The sequence below is a fragment of the Cryptosporangium phraense genome (assembly GCF_006912135.1).
Lineage (GTDB): Bacteria > Actinomycetota > Actinomycetes > Mycobacteriales > Cryptosporangiaceae > Cryptosporangium > Cryptosporangium phraense.
Genome location: NZ_VIRS01000030.1, coordinates 44,486 through 61,736, shown reverse-complemented (window position 1 = coordinate 61,736; position 17,251 = coordinate 44,486). Strand labels below are relative to the sequence as shown.

Genomic DNA, 17,251 nt, shown 5'->3' with positions numbered 1-17,251 from the left:
CGCCCGGTATAACGACAGTATGACCCGGCCGTCGCGGATCGGGATCTTCTTCGGCTTTCCGAGAGCCAGCCTAGGCAGTCAAGGGTAGATTCGCGGTCTCCGGCCGGGGGTATGTGTGCCGGACGATGCGCTCGGGGTACGCAGGGGGTTCCGATGGACACATCGGTCAATGAGATGCAATTCGATTTCGAGGGTCTGATCCGACTCGTTGCCCAAAATCTTTACAGCGAAAAGAAGGTCTTCATCCGAGAGCTGATCCAGAACGCCCACGACGGCGTCCGTCGGCGGGTCGGAAGTTCGGGTACCGGACGTATCGACATCGAGACGCGACCGCAGGATCTCGAAATTACGGTCCGCGACAACGGTGTCGGCATGAATCACGACGACCTCGTCGAATACCTCTCTAACATCGGCAAGAGCCTGACCCGGCTCGAACGTGACGAGACGGAAGGCCTGATCGGACAGTTCGGGATCGGCTTTCTGTCGGCGTTCGTGGTCGCGGCGAGCGTTCAGGTGCGCACACGCAAGGACGGCGAATCAGCGGGCTGGCTCTGGGAGAACGACGGCAGCAAGCAGTACCGGATCAGCGAGTGCGAGGTGCCAGCCGTCGGGACGTCGGTCACCGTCCGGCTGCGGGACGTGTCCGATCGGGGGCTGATCCAGGAGACCGAGGTTCGCGAGCTGATCCGCAAGTATGCGGACATGCTGCAGATCCCGATCTACCTCAACGGCAGCGCCGATCCCGAAAACACCATGCACATGCCGTGGGAGAAGACCGGACTGTCGCCCCAAGAGCTGTGGATCGGCAACTACGCCTACCTGAGCCGGACGATGAGCGACTCGGTGCTGGAAGCGATACCGGTTCGGGTACGCGGTGACGTGCACATCGACGGCGTGCTCTACATCAGTCGGACACGACTGGTCAGCGTCGACCAGCCGCGGGTCGCCCGGGTCTATCAAAACCGCATGTTCCTCTGCGACAACGCCGCGGCCGACATCCTGCCACGCTGGGCCCGATTCGTGAACGGCATCATCAACACGCCGGACCTGACCCCGACCGCCGCCCGCGACAACTTCCTTCGGGACGATGCCGCTGCGCGGGTCAGCGAGGCACTGGGTGACGTGATCATCGCCCACCTCGAGCAACTTCGTGAAGACGACAACGCGCGTTTTGTAGACATTGCCCGCTTCCATCGGCTCGGCTTCACCGCGGCCTGCTTCTACTACGACGAGTTCTTCCGACGGTTCGCCGACCTACTCCTCTGGCGCACGAACAAGGGCGCATGGAGTCGACCGGCACCGCTCCCTCGCCTGGACGCGGCACAGTCCTCGGTCGGTGCCGACGAAATCCTCGAACTACCCGGGATCGATACGCCGGGCGAACTCCGCTCCCTACCAGAGATCATTGCCCAGGTGCCCGCCCGGACCGGCGAACCCACTCGGCTGCCGTGCTTCACCACACCCAGCACGGCGTCGCAGTACTTCGAGATCGCCGACGCGGCCGGAAGCGTCGTCGTCGACGCTTCGGGTCCGTTCGAATCGGAGCTGCTGGAGGCGTACACCCGCCTGCCGGATCGCGACCTCACCCTGGTGCACGTCGACCGCGAAGACGATCCCGCTGTCTTCCGTCGGCTCGGAGAGACCGACGCCGCGGTGCAGCGGCTGGCCGAGATGATGTCGCTGACCGTGCGGACGGCTTTTGGGGGTCAGATTCGCACCGAGGCACGCCGCTTTCAGCCAGCGACCATCACCGCGGTCATCCGCTCCGATCATCGGTCTTACGCTCAGCGGCGCGCGCAGGAACTGCGGCTGGACCCGAATCAGCCCGACGACGTCCGTCAGATGGCCGACGAACTGGCTCGCCGCACTGCAGCCGAGGCGCTGCGGCTGACCATCAACGCCGAGAACGCACTGGTCCAGCGGATCGCCCGACAAAATCTCACCGACCCAGCCGTCCAGGAGCTGATGCTGGCTCTGTACAACGACGCGGTTCTGGCGAATCGGGAGCTGATCACGTCCACGGATGCCTCGATCTTCCACAGTCAGTTCCAGCGCCTGATCGGCCGCAGCCTGGACTACCTGGAATCGCAGAGTCAACTTGACGCGATCAAGACGCAGATCGAAGACGAGGACCGGCGCCGGCGGGCGTTGCGCGGCCGACCCATGAAGCACCGGATCTTCTTCATGATCACGCCTTTCGCCGACGAATTCCGGCCTACTATCGATGCGTGCCGGCGGGTCGTCGAGGACGAGTGGGGCTGTCAATTGGTCGTCGGTAACGATCGGTACGACGATCACCGCGTGCTCGAGAACGTCGAAACCGTCATGCGTCAGGCCGACGCGTTCATCGCCGAAGTGACCGACGCGAATCCGAATGTGATGTTCGAGTTGGGCGCCGCGTTTTCCGACCGCCACAACCGTCCATTCGTCCTACTGCGCAAGACGGGCACCGAGCCGCCGCTCCCGGCCGACCTACGTTCCCTCATCTACATCGACTACGACCCGGTCGACGGCTCCGTCGATCAGCGCCTGGCTACCGAGATGCGCAAGCACGCGATGGTCCAGGCTCTCCTCGACGCCCCCGACCGGGCACAGTACCTGTCTCCCCGACGGCTGTCGGTGCTGCTCGGACCCTCCCTGACGTTGCCACCGGCCACGATCGCCAGGCTCGCCGCAAGGTTCCCCACCCGCGAGGACTGGGACTCAGCCGACGTGGATACGGTCGCCGACGTCCTCGGCGACGTCGATAGCGATGTTGCCGAGCTCATCCTCAAGCGCATCCGTACCCGCCGATGACGTCCGCACGCGCCAATATCGAGGCACTGGTTGCACAGGCGCGCTCCGCTTTACGCGACGAACGGAGAAGCGATGCAGCGTTTCTCTTTGAGCAGGCTCGCCGTGCCGCTTTGGATAGCAACGACCACCGGCGCGCGTTCCAGCTCGGGGTCTCGGCAACAAAGCACTGGAGAATGGCAGCGGAGTGGGACCGGTCGTTGACGATGCTACTCGAGATCCTTGCCGCCGACCCGGCAGAGACAGATCCGCAAGACCTCTTCGAGGCCTACAAGCAGCAGTTCATCTTCTACATCGAGGTGAGCCCGCCGGGGATGCGGCAGATCCGCGAGTCCTTCGCCCGGTTCAGAGACTCTTATTCCGCCCTCCGACCCGGCGGCCCCGATTTCGTCTACGAGGAAGGGAAACTACTCGCCGCCCAAGGAAGGTTTGCCGACGCATACGACCGGCTGCAAATCGCATACTCCCGAGCAGACAAATCGGACAGTCTATCAATCGGACCGGCCTGGATTGCCTCTGACTGTGCTCAAATCGCTGTCTGGCTCGACCTGCGAGACGAGGCACTGCTGTGGATCGAACGAATCGATGAGCCGTATTGGGATGCCACCGCACGTCGGCATCGTGCCGGCAGGCGGTTGGCCGTCGCGCTTCGTGACCGAAACATAGACGATGCTCGTACGTTCCTTGCCGCATTCGATAAAGAGAGCCGCGGCGCGCAGGTACGTACCGACGATAGTGCGGTTATCCGCTATGCCGTTGCGTCGCTCGGAATGGATCCGAGTCTCGGCGATCCGGCCAACCCCGGACATCCGGCGAACCATCGGCTCAACGACCTGCCGGAACGTCGACGGGACAGGATAGAGGACCGTCACCGCTGGGCCCACACGATCGTGAGCATCCGACTCGCCGCCCTAAGGTACGCAGCAGGTATGCCAACGGACGAGGACTACTTCTGCCGGCCGCCGCACATCGATCCAGCGGCATTTCCGGCCAGGTTGCCTGACGAAATCCGCTCTCGAGTGCAGGCGGCCCGGAAGGCCTGCGACGACGCTCTCGTACCAGCAGCGGAATTGGACACCGCGTTTGAGTGCGAATTCCGCCAACGTCGGATCGCCAATCTGCGCGCCCGGGTCGAGGACATAGCTCAGGTCCACCGAATCGCCGCCTGAGCTTACCGTCGAGGCACCGATCTTCCTCCTCGCCGGTCCGGCGTCGTCCGAGACACCGACTCGTCACCGCCCCAGAGCGCGACGATCATGCACGCACAGATCAGCGCCAGGAACACCAGCGTGGACGCCACCGCCACGTTGTCGATCAATCCCCAGGCCACGTAGGCCAACCCGAATCCGCCGGCCAGCACGACCGCGGCCAATCCCCATCGCATGCCTCGAACGTGCCCGCCACCAGCGGAAACGACGAGCATCCTGGCAGCACCGGGAGCGAACCCGGAGACGCTGTCAGCGTTCACTCAGGCTGGTTGAACTCCGCTATCGCGACGCCCAGAAAGATCACACCAAGTACCAACACGACGAGCGCCTCGAGCCAGCCCGGCACGTGCCAGCCGCCCCACGTCACCCCCGGGTCGAGCCGCGCCACGGCGGCCGCGGGCAGGTGGAGGTGGTCGAACACGACCCGGCGCATCGGGTCGACCGCGTAGGTCAGCGGGTCGATCCGGTTCAGGACCGTGAGCCAGCGCGGCAGCCCGGACACCGGGAACAGGGCCCCGGACAGGAAGAACAGCGGCATGATCAGCATCTGGGTCAGCGCCATGAACGACTGCATCTGGTTGACCCGGGCCGACATCATCACGCCGAACGCGGTGATCGCGAACGCCAGCAGGAGTTGCAGCGCGAACACCGGCACGAGCAGCGAGAGCGTGTAGGGCACGCCGACGAACCCGGCCAGCGCCAGCACGACCAGGCCCTGGAACCCGGCCACCGTCGCCCCGCCCAGACACTTCCCGATCACGATCGAGCTGCGCCGCACCGGCGCGACCAGCATCTCGCGCAGGAACCCGAACTCCCGGTCCCAGACGATCGACGCGGCCGAGAACATCGCCGTGAACATCACCGACATCGCCAGGATGCCGGGGAAGATGAACGTCCGCAGGTCGACGCCCTGGGTGCTGCCGCCGGTCAGCCGGGACAGGCCCGAGCCGAGCACGAACAGGAACAGGATCGGCTGGATCAGCGACGTCGCGATCCGCAGCCGGTCGCTGGAGAACCGGATGATCTCCCGCTGCCAGACGATCTTGATCGCCCGCAGCTCACCGCGGGCCGACCGCGAGGGAACCCGGACCGCCACCGGCGAAGCAACAGCAGTCATCGCCGCCCCATCCGAACGAAGGCACTGGATCGGAACTTCTCCGCCGAGGACGCCTCGGCATCCCGGATCGTCGACCCGGTGTACGACAGAAAGACGTCGTCGAGGCTCGGCCGGGCCACGTTCACCGCGCGGATCGGCAGCGGGAACTCGGCGAACAGCCGGGGCACGAAATGCTCCCCGTTGGGCACGCCGAACGTCACCGCACCCTCCGACACCGTGGCCGTCACTCCGAAAAGCGAGGAAAGGGCCGCTATCGCGGCCGGGTGATCGTCGGTCTCGATCCGTACCCGGTCGAGCCCGACTCCGGCCTTCAACGCCTCCGGGGTGTCCAGCGCGATGATCTGCCCCGAATCCATGATCGCGATCCGGTCGCAGTACTCGGCCTCGTCCATGTAGTGCGTGGTGAGGAAGATCGTGATGTCCTCGGCCTCCTTGAGCTCGCGGATGTACCGCCAGATCGAGCTGCGGGTCTGCGGGTCGAGCCCGACCGTCGGCTCGTCGAGGAACAGCACGCGGGGCGAGTGCAACAGGCCCCGGGCGATCTCCAGCCGGCGCTTCATGCCGCCGGAGAACGTCCGCACCTTGTGCGAGCGCCGGTCCCACAGCCCGACCATCTCCAGCACCGACCGCAGCCGGTCGTCGAGCAGCCCCCGCGGCACGCCGTAGAGCTCCGCGTGCAGCCGCAGGTTCCGCTCCGCCGACAGGTACGTGTCGAGCGTCGTGTCCTGGAACACCAGCCCGATGTGGCGGCGCACCGCATCCCGCTGGGTCGTGACGTCGAAGCCCGCCACCCGGGCCGAGCCGCCGGTCGGACGGATCAGCGTGCACAGCATGCTGATCGTCGTCGACTTCCCGGCCCCGTTCGGGCCGAGAAATCCGAAGATCTCGCCGGTGCGCACGGTCAAGTCGATGCCCCGGACGGCCTCGAACTCGCCGTACCGCTTCTCCAGCCCGACCGCCTCGACCGCCTGCTCCATGCCGTACCTCCCGGGGAAACTTACACCGAGCGTAAACTTCTACCGAGAGAAGTCAAGCGGTAGTCTGGGCACCATGGCTGGGCTGCGGGAACTCAAGAAACTGCAGGTACGGCACGACATCCTGTCCGCCGCGAGCGACCTGTTCGCCGAGCGCGGCTTCGAGGACGTCACGGTCGAGGAGGTCGCCGAGGCGGCCGGCGTCTCCAAGAAGACCGTCTTCAACTACTTCCCGGCCAAGGAAGACCTGGTCTTCAGCCGCTTCGACGAGCGCGAGAACGAGCTGATCGCCGCGGTCCGCCACCGGCCGGCCGGCACGAGCGTCCTGGATTCCTTCCGCGCGTCCGCGCTCGCCTACTGCGATCAACTGGCGGACGCCGGTCCCGGCACCCAGCGCGGCCGGGTCTTCACGCTGATCGAGCAGTCGCCGGTGCTGGCCCGGCGCTGGCACCAGCTGCGCAACCACTACCTCGAGGTGCTCGCGGGCGAGCTGGCGGCCGACGCCGGCGTCGACCCCGACGATCCGCTGCCCTGGGCGATCGCGGCCGCGCTGCTCGGCGCCGAGCGGTCGATCCGCCGGGCCGGTGGGTCACGCCTGCGCGAGGGCGCCGACCCGGCCCGCCTGGCCGAGTGGCTCCGGCCCCAGGTCAACCGCATCTACGACCAGCTCGCGGCGGGCCTGGCCGACTACCCGTAGCGGTCAAGTCGCCGCCGCCCCTGCCGATCTGGCCGACGAGGAGTCGGCGAGCGGGGGCGAGATCGGCACCACGGGGCAGGCCGGGACGCGCGCCGTGCGCGCGCTCCGAGGGGTGCACCTGGTTCTGGTGGCCGGGCTGATCGTGCTGGCCTGCGCACCGGCGCTGGAGACGAGGCTGCCCGACGGCACCTCGGACGCCGTCCCGCTCGGCGCCTACGTCACGACCGCGCTCCTCCTCGCGCTGCGTGCGGTCCGGACCCGGGAGTGGGCCTGGGGCTGGGCCGCGCTCGGGCTCAGCTGCTTCATCGGCGGCTCGATCACCAGCGGGATCCTCACGGCGGACGGCTCCACGCTGCCGTTCCCCTCGGCCGCCGACATCGGCTGGCTGGGCGGGTACCCGTTCGTCGGCCTGTCGATCGTCGGGTTCCTGCGGGTCCGGTCGGCCGGTGGAGTCGCGCTGCTCGACGGCGCGGTGGCCGGCGTCGGCGCGGCCGCGCTGTTCTCGACCGTCGTCGTCGACCTGTTGGCCGCCCGCGGCGGCGCCGGCGGCCCCGGCACCACGTTCGCGTCCGCGATCGCGCTGGCCTACCCCCTGGCCGACGCCCTGCTGGCCGGCGTCCTGATCTGCCAGTTCGCCCTGGGGACCTGGCGCGGACGCCGGGACCTGATCGCGTTCACGGCCGGCATCGCCACGCTCACGATCGCCGACACCGGTTACGTCCGGTACGGCGCCTACGAGCCCGGGACCTGGGTCGACGTCGGCTACGGGCTGGCCGTCGCCCTCGTCGGGGTCGCGTCCTGGCTGCCGTCCGGACCCTCCGCCTCCGGCCCCGCCACCTCCGGCGACGAGGCCTCCGGCGACCGGGCCTCCGGCGACCGGGCCTCCGGCGACCGGGCCTCCGGCAAGCAGGCCTCCGGCGACCGGACGACCGCGGGGCGCGTCGGGCTGGCCGGGTTCTGCGCGACCGGCGCGCTCGTCGTGCTCCTGGCCGCGGCCCGGGTCCACCTCTCGCTGCCCTCGGTGACGCTGGCCGGCGTGACGCTCGTTCTCGTGCTGATCCGGTTCCTGGTCGCGCACCGCGAGCTGCGGGCGATCGGCACCACCCGGTACTCCGAAGCCCGGCGCGACCCGCTGACCGGCCTGGCCAACCGTCGCGGGTTCACCGAGTTCTTCGACGATCCGGGCCACCGGACGGTCGCCGGGCTGCTCCTCGACCTCGACCGGTTCAAGCAGGTCAACGACTCGTTCGGACACCAGGCCGGCGACGAGCTGCTGCGCCGGGCCGCGGGCCGGCTGCGCGAGGTCGTCGCCGGCACCGACCTGCTGGCCCGGCTCGGCGGCGACGAGTTCGTCATCGTCCGCACGGCCGAGGGCACCGAGCCCGGCGCGCTGGCCGGGCTGGCCGAGCGGATCCGGGGCACGCTATCCCGCCCGTTCGACGTCGAGGGCGTGCCGATCGAGATCGACGTCAGCATCGGGATCGCGGCCGGGGACGGCCTCACCGCCGACGCACTGCTGCGCCACGCCGACATCGCGATGTACTGCGCCAAGCGGGCCGGCGGCGGCCACGCGTTCTACCGCGAGCGCGACGACGAGGCCGCCCGCGTCCACCTGCAGCTCGCCCAGGACCTCCGCCGGGACGTCGCCGGGCCGGCCATGGTGCTGCACTACCAGCCCAAACTCGACCTGCACACCGACGCCGTCGGCGCGGTCGAGGCCCTGGTCCGGTGGCAGCACCCGGTCGACGGCCTGCTCTATCCGGACACGTTCCTGCCGATCGTCGACGAGACCGGCCTCATGACGACGCTCACCCGCAACGTCCTCACCCAGGCCATGGACCAGTGCGCGGCCTGGCGCCGGGCCGGTCTGAAACTCAGCGTCGCGGTCAACGTGTCCGCCGACGACCTCGAGTCGAACGGCTTCACCGACCTGGTCATCGGAACACTGCGCGAGCGGGGCCTCCCGGCCGATGCGCTCACGTTGGAGATCACCGAGACCACCGCGATGGAGAACTCCGAACCCGCCCACCGCACGGTCCGCGAGCTCCACCACGTCGGCATCAAGGTCTCGATCGACGACTACGGGACCGACCACTCGACGCTCGCCCACCTGCACCGGTTGCTGGTCGCCGGAGAGCTCAAGCTCGACCGGCGGTTCGTGATGCACCTGGAGACCGAGGAGCGGTCGTCGGTGATCGTCCGGTCGAGCATCCAGCTCGCGCACGCGCTCGGCATGGCGGTCGTGGCCGAGGGCGTGGAGAACGCCGGAGCGCTGGCGATGCTGCGCGACTGGGGCTGCGACACCGCCCAGGGCTACTTCATCAGCCGCCCGCAGACCGCCGAGAACATCACCGAGTGGCTGGTGGCGTCCCGTGGGTATGGAACGACTCGATCGTCTTCAGCCCCCACGCCTGCCCCTTCGCCCGCTCCGCCGCCGTCCAGGAGATGACCTCCCAGTCCGGCGCCAGCACCAGCCGGGCCCCGGCGTTGCACAGCTCGATGCGGTTCCCGCCCGGCTCGTACACGTAGAGGAAGAACGTCTGCTGGATCGCGTGCTTGTGCGGCCCGGTCTCGATGTGGATCCCGTTCTCCAGGCAGACGTCGGCCGCGCGCAGGATGTCCTCCCGGGTGTCGGTGGCCAGCGCGACGTGGTGCAGGCGACCGTTCGACCCGGTCCAGTCGTTCGTGTAGACGAGGTCGTAGGACTTGTCGGACACCGTGTACCAGACCGCGGACGGGACGCCGTCGTCGAGCACGATCTGCTCGGTCGGGCGGGCCCGGAGCCGCTCGGCCAGGAACCGGCCGCAGGCCGGGGTGTCGGCCGACAGGTAGTTGACGTGGTCGAGGCGCCGGACGTTCGCGCCCCGGCCCGGGAACCGGTCGGCCTGGTTCTTCAGCGCCGGAGGCTTCGGGGCGACGAAGCGCTCGGTCTCCCAGTACAGGCCGATGTCGTGGCCGTCGGGGTCCTGGCACAGGTAGATCGGGCCGAGTCCCAACTCGTCCTCCACCCAGCGGCCCGGGATCTCCGCCGCTCGGCGGTCGAGGGCCGCGGGCGAGGCGGCCCGGACGTACGTGCGGCCGATCCCGGCCCGGTCCCGGGCGGTGAGCTTGAGCGTGAACCGCTCGTAGTCGTCCCAGGCGTGCAGGTAGACCGACTCGCCGCGGCGGCCCGACTCGCTCATCCCCATCAGGTCGACGAAGAACGCGCGGCTCTCGTCGGGCGTCGGCGTGAACAGCTCGACCGACCCGACGTGGGCGAGGTCGCGGACCCGCTCGGTGAACATTCTTCAGGCCTCCCGTGGCCAGGCGACACCGTCGGCGATCTTGCGGGCGGTGCTGATCACCGCGCCATTGTGGACGTCGAAGAACCCGGTCGGGTGCTCGATCCGGATCCTCTCGCCCGCGCCCGCCCGGACGTCCGCGGCGACCGACCCCTCGAGCGTCGCCGCTCTCGCCACGGTCACCGCGGCGAGGACGCCGATCGCCGGGTGGACGCGGTGCGGGATGAACGTGCGGGTCGTGAGCGTGCCGCCGTGCCGCGGGGGCGAGACCAGCGTCATCTTCGGGACGGTGGCGGCGGTGACGTCGCCCAGGCCCATGCGTTCCCCGGCGAGTTTCCGCAGGGCTTCGATCCGCTCGCGCAGCGGCTCGTCCGCCTCCAGGTCGGCCGGGGCCTCGTCGCCGTTCAGCCCCAGGTCGGCGGCGTCGAGGACCACTACCGGCATGCCGTCGTCGACGAGCGTCGCCGGGGTGCCGTCCAGATCGTCGCGGGGGTGGCCGGTCGGCAGCAGCGCGCCGCAGACCGCCCCGGCGGTGTCCGCGAACCGGATCTCGACCGGAGCGGCCGGGAACGGCACCCCGGCGATGACCGTGTCGCCGTCGTAGCATGGCCGGCCGCCCGGCGTGCGGATCGTGACGACGGCCAGGCCGCCCGTGTTGACCATCCGGATCCGGACCGTCGTGGTCTCCGGCCCGGCCTCGACCAGCCCGCGCTCGACCGCGAACGGCGCGATGCCGGCCAGGATGTTCCCGCACGGCTGCCCGGCCGCGACGATCGTGGAGTCCGGCCGGATCTGCAGGAACAGGTAGTCGACCCCGTCGTCGGTCCGGCTGACGACCGCGGCCTTGGACGTCAGCGGGTGGCCCCCGCCGAGGCCGTCGACCTGGCGTTCGTCCGGCGAGCCGAACAGGCGGAGCAGCAGTTCGTCGCGGCCCTCGGACGGCAGATCCTCGGCGAGAAAATACGCGCCCTTCGAGGTGCCCCCGCGCATCAGCATGAAGCGGACGCCGTCAGTACCGCTCATACACGACGCCCAGCCTCTCCAGGAGCGGCCGCAGCCCGTACCGGTCGAGGCCGAGCTCACCCGCCGCGAGCGCTGCGCGCGTCGCGTCCTCCTTGGCCTCCCGCGCCCGCGACGCGTCGGCGACCGCGTCCACGTCGGCCCGGGGCACGACGACCACGCCGTCGTCGTCGGCCACCAGGGCGTCCCCCGGGTGGATCAGCGCGCCACCCACCACGACGGGGACGTTGACCGCGCCGGCCGTCGCCTTGACCGTGCCCTGCGCGCTGACCGACGTCGACCAGACCGGGAACGGGAGCGCCCGCAGGGCGGCGACGTCACGCACGCCGGTCGTGAGCACGGCCCCGCGGACGCCCCGGCTGCGTAACGAAGTGGCGAGCAACTCACCGAACAGGCCGTCCCGGCAGGGTGAGGTCGTCGTGACGACGAGGACGTCGCCCGGAACGCACTGCTCGACGGCGGCGTGGATCATCAGGTTGTCGCCGGGCCAGCAGACCGCGGTCACGACCGGCCCGGCGATCCGCGCGCCGGGGACGCGGGCGACGAGGTCGGGACCGAGGTAGCCGGTGCGACCCTGGGCCTCGTGGACGGTGGCGACGCCGAACTGTTCGAGTTCCGCGGCGCGCTGGGCCCGGGGCACGCCGGTGACCACGACCGTCCTCATGCGAGCTCCGTCGCGACCTGCGGGTAGTAGCGCATGTAGGCCTCGGCCCTGGTGTCGGTGGGGAACCCGAGGTTCGGTCCGGCGTTGCGCCGGAGCTGGACGCCCCGGCGGGTTGCGAGGTCGGTGTAGTAGTCCCACATGTGCTGCTGGGCCGGGAGCGCGTGCATGGCCTTCGTCTTGGTCTCGAAGACCGGCGTGATGTCGAGCAGGACCTGCGGCACGAAGCCGCTCTGCTCGGGCTGGTGCGGCTCGAAGAAGAACACCGGTGGGGCGCCGAGCGGGTCGCCCGGGGCCGGGTAGCCGGCGGCCTGGGCCAGGATGCGGGCCTCGAGGGCCATCCGGGCCGCGGCCGGGTGGTCGGCGTTGTAGGGGTCGTGGGGCGGATGGGTGACGACAACCGTCGGCCGGGTCTCCCGGTACGCGCGGACCAGCCGGTCGGTGATCTCGTCACTGGGCCGGAGCGGGTAGTCGCCGGCGTCGAGGAACTCGATGTGGGCCCCGAGTTCCCGGGCGGCCTTCTCGGCCTCGTCGCGGCGGATCGCTTTGACCTCGTCGAGCGTGTGGCCCTCGCGCCAGGCCCGGGCCGACTCGCCGCGCTCGCCGTAGGTCAGGCAGACGACGGTGGCTCTCCCGCCGCGGGACGTGGTGAGCGCGATCGCGCCGCCGGCCCGCCAGACGAAGTCGCCCGCGTGGGCCGACACGACGAGCAGAGAGTCCGGCACGCTGCCTCCCGGGGGTTGTGCACGATAATGTTAACAATCTGAATGGGTGTCAAGGGCGGCAACGGCCTAGCATGAACGCGGACCCACCCCGACCGGCGGAGAGACACGTGATCGCGGACGCTCCCCTCGACCTGCCGGCCGCACCGGCCGACGCCGACCGATCAGCGGATGCCGACCGCGTAGCTGGCGCGATTCGGGCTGGGATCCTGGCCGGCGAGTTGGTCGGCGAGCAGCGGCTGGTCGAGGCCGAGCTCTCCGACCGCCACGCGGCCAGCCGCGGGGCCGTGCGCACCGCGCTGCTGATGCTCGCGCACGAGGGCCTGGTCGAGCGGATCGCCAACCGCGGCGCCCGCGTCCGCGCGGTCAGCACCGCCGAGGCGATCGACATCACCGAGGTCCGGATGGTCGTCGAGGGCCTGTGCGCGGCCAAGGCCGCCGAGCGCGTCACCGACGCCGAGATCGCCGAGCTACGCGAGCTCGCCGACGCGATGCGCACCGCGGTCGCGGCCGGCGAAGTCGTGACGTACTCCCAGCTCAACGAGCGGTTGCACACGAGGATCCGGCAGATCGCCGACCAGCCGGTGGCGGCCGAGGTACTCGGGCGGTTGCGTGCCCAGAACGTCCGCCACCAGTTCCGGCTGGCGTTGCGGCCGGGTCGGCCGCAGGTGTCGCTGCCCGAGCACCTGGCGATCATCGACGAGATCTGCGCCCGGAGTCCCGGGGGCGCGGAACGGGCGATCCGCCGCCACCTCGAGAGCGTGATCGAGGCCCTCCGGGCGTCGTGACGGGCCGTGAGAGCTAAGCCTCGTGCAGTACGCCGACGCGGTGATCCACCGGCGGCGCAACCTCGTCGGATCGCCTACCCCGACCGACGGGCGGGGCCAACCGTTGGAGGCGGCGGGTCTCAGAGAGACGGCGGGTCTTCTCCGGCGGCCAGTCGATCCGACACCCGCGCGCCTCGCTGAGCCTGCGCGGCGGCCGCCGATTGCGGCTCCTCGTCGGAGGCAGGCTCGGTCATCGCCGGGTCGCCCTGGGCTCGCTCGACGTAGGACTCGCCGGGCTTGTTCTGCTCCGGGTGGGTGTGGGTCTCGTGCAGCGCGCTGTCGTGTTCGGCCGCCCCCACGGCCTCGACGACGTCCGCTCCGCTGCGCTCGTGTGCGGCCGGGTTCTCCGTCATGACGACCCCGTACCCGCTCTACAGATCGGACGAACCGATTTCGCCGTACGCGACCACCGACAGGAAGCGGATCGGGAGCTCGAGCAGCTCCTGGGGGCCGTGCGCACCCTCGCCGTCGAGCTGGAGCGCGTCCCCCGGGCGCATCGTGTAGCTCGACTCGCCGTGGCCGTAGACCATCTCCCCCTCGAGCATGTAGAGCAGCTCGGTGCCCGGGTGCTGGAACAGCGGGAACCGCTCGCTGCGCTCGGTGAGCGTCACCAGGTGCGCCTCCATCCGCTTGTGCGGGCCGCGCAGCGCGCCGAGCAGCGTGTAGTCGTGCCCGACCCGGGTACCCCGGGCCACGATCCGGGCGCCGCCGCCGGCCGGGGTGAACACCGCCTCGCGTTCGGCGTCCGCGCCGCGGAACAGCGACGTCACCGGGGTGTCGAGGGCGTCGGCCAGGCGGGCCAGAGTCGTCAGGGAGCACGACGTCTGCGCGTTCTCGATCTTCGAGAGCATCGCCTTGGAGATCCCGGTCCGCACGGCCATCTCGGCCAGCGTCTGCCCGGAGGCCAGCCGGATCCGCCGGACCTGCGCCCCGATCGCCCGCTCCAACCGCCCGTCGGTCGGCGCGGGTTCCTCCACCTCCCGGGCCGCCGGCCCGCCCTCCACCGGCCCGCGGCCGCCAGGCCCTCCGGCCGCGTCATCGCTCATCCCGGTCACGATAGCCCCGGCACCCACGACGTCCCGGCCAACGGCACCCTCGCCATCGCCGCGGCCTCGATCGTCAGCGCCACCAGGTCCTCCGGCTCCAGATGCCGCACGTGCGACTTGCCGCACGCCCGGGCCAGCGTCTGCGCCTCCATCGTCAGCACCCGCAGGTAGTTCGCGAGCCGCCGCCCACCCTCCACCGGGTCGAGCCGCGCGGCCAGCGCCGGATCCTGCGTCGTGATCCCGGCCGGATCCCGCCCGTCCTGGAAGTCGTCGTAGAACCCGGCGGCGCTCCCCAGGGCTTCGTACTCGGCCGAGTACGCCGGCGAATTGTCCCCCAGCGCGATCAGCGCGGCCGTCCCGATCGCCACCGCGTCGGCCCCCAGCGCCAGCGCCTTGGCCACGTCCGCCCCCGACCGGATGCCCCCCGACACGACCAGCTGCACCTTCCGGTGCATCCCCAGCTCGGACAGCGCCTGCACCGCCTCCGGCAGCGCGGCCAGCGTCGGGATCCCGACGTGCTCGATGAACACGTCCTGCGTCGCCGCGGTCCCGCCCTGCATCCCGTCCAGCACGACGACGTCGGCCCCGGCCGCCACGGCCAGCTTGACGTCGTAGTAGGTCCGGGACGCCCCGATCTTGACGTAGATCGGCTTCTCCCAGTCGGTGATCTCGCGCAGCTCGAGGATCTTGATCGCCAGGTCGTCGGGCCCGGTCCAGTCCGGATGACGGCACGCCGACCGCTGGTCGATCCCGGCCGGCAGCGTCCGCATCGCCGCGACCCGGTCGGAGATCTTCTGCCCGAGCAGCATCCCGCCGCCCCCGGGCTTGGCGCCCTGCCCCAGCACGACCTCGATCGCGTCGGCCGCGCGCAGGTCGGCCGGGTTCATCCCGTACCGCGACGGCAGGTACTGGTACACGAGGTGCTTCGACTGTCCCCGCTCCTCCGGCGTCATGCCTCCGTCCCCGGTCGTCGTCGACGTGCCGACGGCAGACGCTCCGCGCCCGAGCGCCTCCTTGGCCTGCGCGGAGAGCGCCCCGAACGACATCCCGGCGATCGTGATCGGAATGTCCAGGTGCAGCGGGTACTTCGCGTGCCGGTCGCCCAGCACGACGTCCGTGTCGCACCGCTCGCGGTACCCCTCCAGCGGGTACCGGGACATCGACGCCCCCAGGAACACCAGGTCGTCGAAGTGCGGCAGGGCACGCTTGGCGCCCCAGCCCCGGATGTCGTAGATCCCGGTCTCCGCCGCCCGCTGGATGTCCGCGATGACCCCACGATCGAACGTGGCCGATTCCCGAAGCATGCCGGTCCCCCTAGTACGTGTTCTGCGAGGCGAAGTGGTACAGCTGCCGGGCCGAGCCGTAACGACGGAATTCCGCCGGATCGTGCGTCAGCCCGGCCGCGGCCAGCAGGTCGGCGAGCTCGGCGCGGTGCTCGGCCAGCATCGGCTTCTCGACGCAGTCGGCCCCGAGCGAGGCGACCGACCCCCGCACGTACAGCCGGGCCTCGTAGATCGAGTCGCCCAGCGCCTCGCCGGCGTCCCCGCACACGACGAGCCGGCCGGCCTGGGCCATGAACGCCGACATCGGACCGACGTCCCCGCCGACCACGACGTCGATCCCCTTCATCGAGATCCCGCACCGCATCGAGGCCGACCCGTCGATCACCAGCAGCCCGCCGTGCCCGGTCGCGCCCGCCGACTGCGACGCGTCCCCGCGCACCCGCACGGTCCCGGCCATCATGTTCTCCGCGACCCCGGTCCCGGCCGACCCGTGCACGGTGATCGTCCCGCCGTCGTTCATCCCGGCCGCGTAGTACCCGGCGTGCCCCCGGATCTCGACCGTGATCGGGTGCCGCACTCCGGCGGCGAGCGCGTGCGCCCCCTCCGGGTGCAGCACCTCGTAGTGCGCGGCCGCCGGCTCGTGCAGCTCCGCGTTCATCATGCGGACGCTCTGCGAGCGCAGATCGAACGTGCGGACGTCACCCGGGGTCACCGCGGGGATCTCCGTGCTCAGCGCTGCCATGCGTAGACCCTCTCCGGCTCGGGCTCGTAGATCCGGGCCGACTCGATGCCGGGCAGCGTCGCCAGCGCCCGGAACTCCGACGCCATCGCCACCCAGCGTTGCGTCTCGGCGATGATCGCGGGCTTGCAGGCGATCGCGTCGCGCACCACCGCGAACCCGTCCGCGCTGGTCACCAGCAGTGTGTAGAACCCGTCGAAGCGCTCGCACAGCAGCCGCAGCGCCTTCTCCAGGTCGGCTCCGGCGGCCAGCTGCGCGGCCACGAACCGGGCCCCGACCTCGGAGTCGTTCTCCGAGTCGAACGCCACCCCGGCGGCCCGCAGCTCCCGCCGGATCGTCGCGTGGTTCGCGAACGACCCGTTGTGCACCAGGCACTGGTCCGGCCCGACCGAGAACGGATGGCACCCCTCCGGGGTGACGGCCGACTCCGTCGCCATCCGGGTGTGCGCCAGCCCCTGCCAGCCCGACGCGTGCGCCAGGTCGTAGACGTCGGCCAGCGCGCCGGGCGTCCCGACGCCCTTGTAGACCGTGACGTCCGTCCCGAACCCGACGATCCGCAGGCCCGGATCGGCCGCTCGCAGAGCGTCCACCAGGTCGTTGGCGGGAAGGGGGGCGGCCACGACCGTCGTGTCACCGGCGACCGTCACCACCGCCTGCGGGTGGACCGACCCGCTGAGCAACTTTTCTGGGCTCGGGCCGGCGCCGAGGACCGACACGGCCGCGTAGCCGGCCGGGCAGCGACGGCGGTCGCCGTAGACCGCTACCCCGGCCGAGTCCGGGCCGCGCTCGGCGACCTGGAGCAGCATGCCCTGCAGCAGGGCCCCGAGCCGGGGGTGCAGCTCCGGATCCCGGAGATGCAGGCCGACGATTCCGCACATGCGGG

17 protein-coding genes are annotated in these 17,251 nt (G+C 70.4%); 5 read left to right on the top strand and 12 right to left on the bottom strand.

Translation table 11 applies throughout. The annotated features are described in order from the left end of the window. Positions 1 to 153 precede the first annotated feature (153 nt). Positions 154 to 2,796: an ATP-binding protein gene (locus FL583_RS31530; RefSeq protein WP_170323967.1), complete on the top strand. Its 2,643-nt coding sequence runs from the start codon at positions 154 to 156 to the stop codon at positions 2,794 to 2,796. Continuing rightward, positions 2,793 to 3,962 (top strand): hypothetical protein, encoded by a 1,170-nt coding sequence (locus tag FL583_RS31525; protein ID WP_142708524.1) that lies wholly within the window; start codon positions 2,793 to 2,795, stop codon positions 3,960 to 3,962. Before FL583_RS31530 ends, FL583_RS31525 begins: the two co-directional genes overlap by 4 nt. Positions 3,963 to 3,964: 2 nt before the next feature. Here FL583_RS31525 and FL583_RS31520 read toward each other — a convergent pair whose 3' ends face one another. From FL583_RS31520 to FL583_RS31510, 3 genes are all read right to left on the bottom strand, one after another. Next, positions 3,965 to 4,177 carry a hypothetical protein gene (locus FL583_RS31520; protein WP_142708523.1) on the bottom strand — a complete coding sequence of 71 codons (213 nt, stop codon included), beginning with the start codon at positions 4,175 to 4,177 and terminating at the stop codon, positions 3,965 to 3,967. An 80-nt stretch (positions 4,178 to 4,257) separates the two neighbouring features. After that, positions 4,258 to 5,118 carry an ABC transporter permease gene (locus tag FL583_RS31515; protein ID WP_142708522.1) on the bottom strand — a complete coding sequence of 287 codons (861 nt, stop codon included), beginning with the start codon at positions 5,116 to 5,118 and terminating at the stop codon, positions 4,258 to 4,260. After that, the gene (locus FL583_RS31510) at positions 5,115 to 6,095 is read right to left on the bottom strand and encodes an ATP-binding cassette domain-containing protein (protein ID WP_142708521.1); all 981 of its coding nucleotides are present in this window, start codon (positions 6,093 to 6,095) and stop codon (positions 5,115 to 5,117) included. The genes FL583_RS31515 and FL583_RS31510 overlap by 4 nt, the downstream gene beginning before the upstream one ends. A 73-nt stretch (positions 6,096 to 6,168) precedes the next feature. On the opposite strand from FL583_RS31510, the gene FL583_RS31505 reads away from it, so the two are divergent. Together FL583_RS31505 and FL583_RS31500 are read left to right on the top strand one after the other, a co-directional pair. Beyond that, entirely contained in the window at positions 6,169 to 6,789 is a 621-nt protein-coding gene (locus FL583_RS31505) for a TetR family transcriptional regulator (RefSeq protein WP_142708520.1), read from the top strand. Between the two features lie 94 nt (positions 6,790 to 6,883). Further along, a complete protein-coding gene (locus FL583_RS31500; protein WP_142708519.1) occupies positions 6,884 to 9,238 on the top strand; it encodes a putative bifunctional diguanylate cyclase/phosphodiesterase in 2,355 nt (784 codons plus the stop codon). On the opposite strand, the gene FL583_RS31495 is transcribed toward FL583_RS31500, so the two are convergent. Genes FL583_RS31495 through FL583_RS31480 form a run of 4 tightly spaced genes read right to left on the bottom strand, consistent with a single transcriptional unit; the run spans position 9,138 to position 12,476 of the window. After that, positions 9,138 to 10,073 carry a VOC family protein gene (locus tag FL583_RS31495; RefSeq protein WP_142708518.1) on the bottom strand — a complete coding sequence of 312 codons (936 nt, stop codon included), beginning with the start codon at positions 10,071 to 10,073 and terminating at the stop codon, positions 9,138 to 9,140. The two genes, FL583_RS31500 and FL583_RS31495, sit on opposite strands and share 101 nt — an antisense overlap. A gap of 3 nt (positions 10,074 to 10,076) precedes the next feature. Next, positions 10,077 to 11,093 (bottom strand): PrpF domain-containing protein, encoded by a 1,017-nt coding sequence (locus tag FL583_RS31490; protein ID WP_142708517.1) that lies wholly within the window; start codon positions 11,091 to 11,093, stop codon positions 10,077 to 10,079. Then, positions 11,080 to 11,754: a 4-carboxy-4-hydroxy-2-oxoadipate aldolase/oxaloacetate decarboxylase gene (locus FL583_RS31485; protein ID WP_142708516.1), complete on the bottom strand. Its 675-nt coding sequence runs from the start codon at positions 11,752 to 11,754 to the stop codon at positions 11,080 to 11,082. Before FL583_RS31485 ends, FL583_RS31490 begins: the two co-directional genes overlap by 14 nt. Then, the gene (locus FL583_RS31480; protein WP_142708515.1) at positions 11,751 to 12,476 is read right to left on the bottom strand and encodes a PIG-L deacetylase family protein; all 726 of its coding nucleotides are present in this window, start codon (positions 12,474 to 12,476) and stop codon (positions 11,751 to 11,753) included. Before FL583_RS31480 ends, FL583_RS31485 begins: the two co-directional genes overlap by 4 nt. Positions 12,477 to 12,583: 107 nt before the next feature. Here FL583_RS31480 and FL583_RS31475 point away from each other — a divergent pair, with 107 nt between their 5' ends. Continuing rightward, on the top strand, positions 12,584 to 13,261 hold the full coding sequence (locus FL583_RS31475; protein WP_205752631.1) for a GntR family transcriptional regulator: 678 nt from the start codon (positions 12,584 to 12,586) through the stop codon (positions 13,259 to 13,261). A gap of 119 nt (positions 13,262 to 13,380) precedes the next feature. Here FL583_RS31475 and FL583_RS31470 read toward each other — a convergent pair whose 3' ends face one another. Genes FL583_RS31470 through FL583_RS31450 form a run of 5 tightly spaced genes read right to left on the bottom strand, consistent with a single transcriptional unit; the run spans position 13,381 to position 17,246 of the window. Continuing rightward, positions 13,381 to 13,653, bottom strand: coding sequence for a hypothetical protein (locus FL583_RS31470; RefSeq protein WP_142708513.1), 273 nt, complete (start codon positions 13,651 to 13,653; stop codon positions 13,381 to 13,383). Between the two features lie 18 nt (positions 13,654 to 13,671). After that, positions 13,672 to 14,346, bottom strand: coding sequence for a helix-turn-helix domain-containing protein (locus FL583_RS31465; protein ID WP_142708512.1), 675 nt, complete (start codon positions 14,344 to 14,346; stop codon positions 13,672 to 13,674). Between the two features lie 5 nt (positions 14,347 to 14,351). After that, entirely contained in the window at positions 14,352 to 15,650 is a 1,299-nt protein-coding gene (locus tag FL583_RS31460; protein ID WP_142708511.1) for an FMN-binding glutamate synthase family protein, read from the bottom strand. 10 nt (positions 15,651 to 15,660) lie between these two features. Beyond that, a complete protein-coding gene (locus tag FL583_RS31455; protein WP_142708510.1) occupies positions 15,661 to 16,371 on the bottom strand; it encodes a GltB/FmdC/FwdC-like GXGXG domain-containing protein in 711 nt (236 codons plus the stop codon). Then, positions 16,359 to 17,246, bottom strand: coding sequence for a class II glutamine amidotransferase domain-containing protein (locus tag FL583_RS31450; protein ID WP_142708509.1), 888 nt, complete (start codon positions 17,244 to 17,246; stop codon positions 16,359 to 16,361). Before FL583_RS31450 ends, FL583_RS31455 begins: the two co-directional genes overlap by 13 nt. Positions 17,247 to 17,251 lie beyond the last annotated feature (5 nt).

Coding starts and splice junctions, on each gene's coding strand:
- FL583_RS31530 (WP_170323967.1), top strand. CDS start 154: ATGGACACATCGGTCAATGAGATGCAATTCGATTTCGAGGGTCTGATC.
- FL583_RS31525 (WP_142708524.1), top strand. CDS start 2,793: ATGACGTCCGCACGCGCCAATATCGAGGCACTGGTTGCACAGGCGCGC.
- FL583_RS31520 (WP_142708523.1), bottom strand. CDS start 4,177: ATGCGATGGGGATTGGCCGCGGTCGTGCTGGCCGGCGGATTCGGGTTG.
- FL583_RS31515 (WP_142708522.1), bottom strand. CDS start 5,118: ATGACTGCTGTTGCTTCGCCGGTGGCGGTCCGGGTTCCCTCGCGGTCG.
- FL583_RS31510 (WP_142708521.1), bottom strand. CDS start 6,095: ATGGAGCAGGCGGTCGAGGCGGTCGGGCTGGAGAAGCGGTACGGCGAG.
- FL583_RS31505 (WP_142708520.1), top strand. CDS start 6,169: ATGGCTGGGCTGCGGGAACTCAAGAAACTGCAGGTACGGCACGACATC.
- FL583_RS31495 (WP_142708518.1), bottom strand. CDS start 10,073: ATGTTCACCGAGCGGGTCCGCGACCTCGCCCACGTCGGGTCGGTCGAG.
- FL583_RS31490 (WP_142708517.1), bottom strand. CDS start 11,093: ATGAGCGGTACTGACGGCGTCCGCTTCATGCTGATGCGCGGGGGCACC.
- FL583_RS31485 (WP_142708516.1), bottom strand. CDS start 11,754: ATGAGGACGGTCGTGGTCACCGGCGTGCCCCGGGCCCAGCGCGCCGCG.
- FL583_RS31470 (WP_142708513.1), bottom strand. CDS start 13,653: ATGACGGAGAACCCGGCCGCACACGAGCGCAGCGGAGCGGACGTCGTC.
- FL583_RS31465 (WP_142708512.1), bottom strand. CDS start 14,346: ATGAGCGATGACGCGGCCGGAGGGCCTGGCGGCCGCGGGCCGGTGGAG.
- FL583_RS31460 (WP_142708511.1), bottom strand. CDS start 15,650: ATGCTTCGGGAATCGGCCACGTTCGATCGTGGGGTCATCGCGGACATC.
- FL583_RS31455 (WP_142708510.1), bottom strand. CDS start 16,371: ATGGCAGCGCTGAGCACGGAGATCCCCGCGGTGACCCCGGGTGACGTC.
- FL583_RS31450 (WP_142708509.1), bottom strand. CDS start 17,246: ATGTGCGGAATCGTCGGCCTGCATCTCCGGGATCCGGAGCTGCACCCC.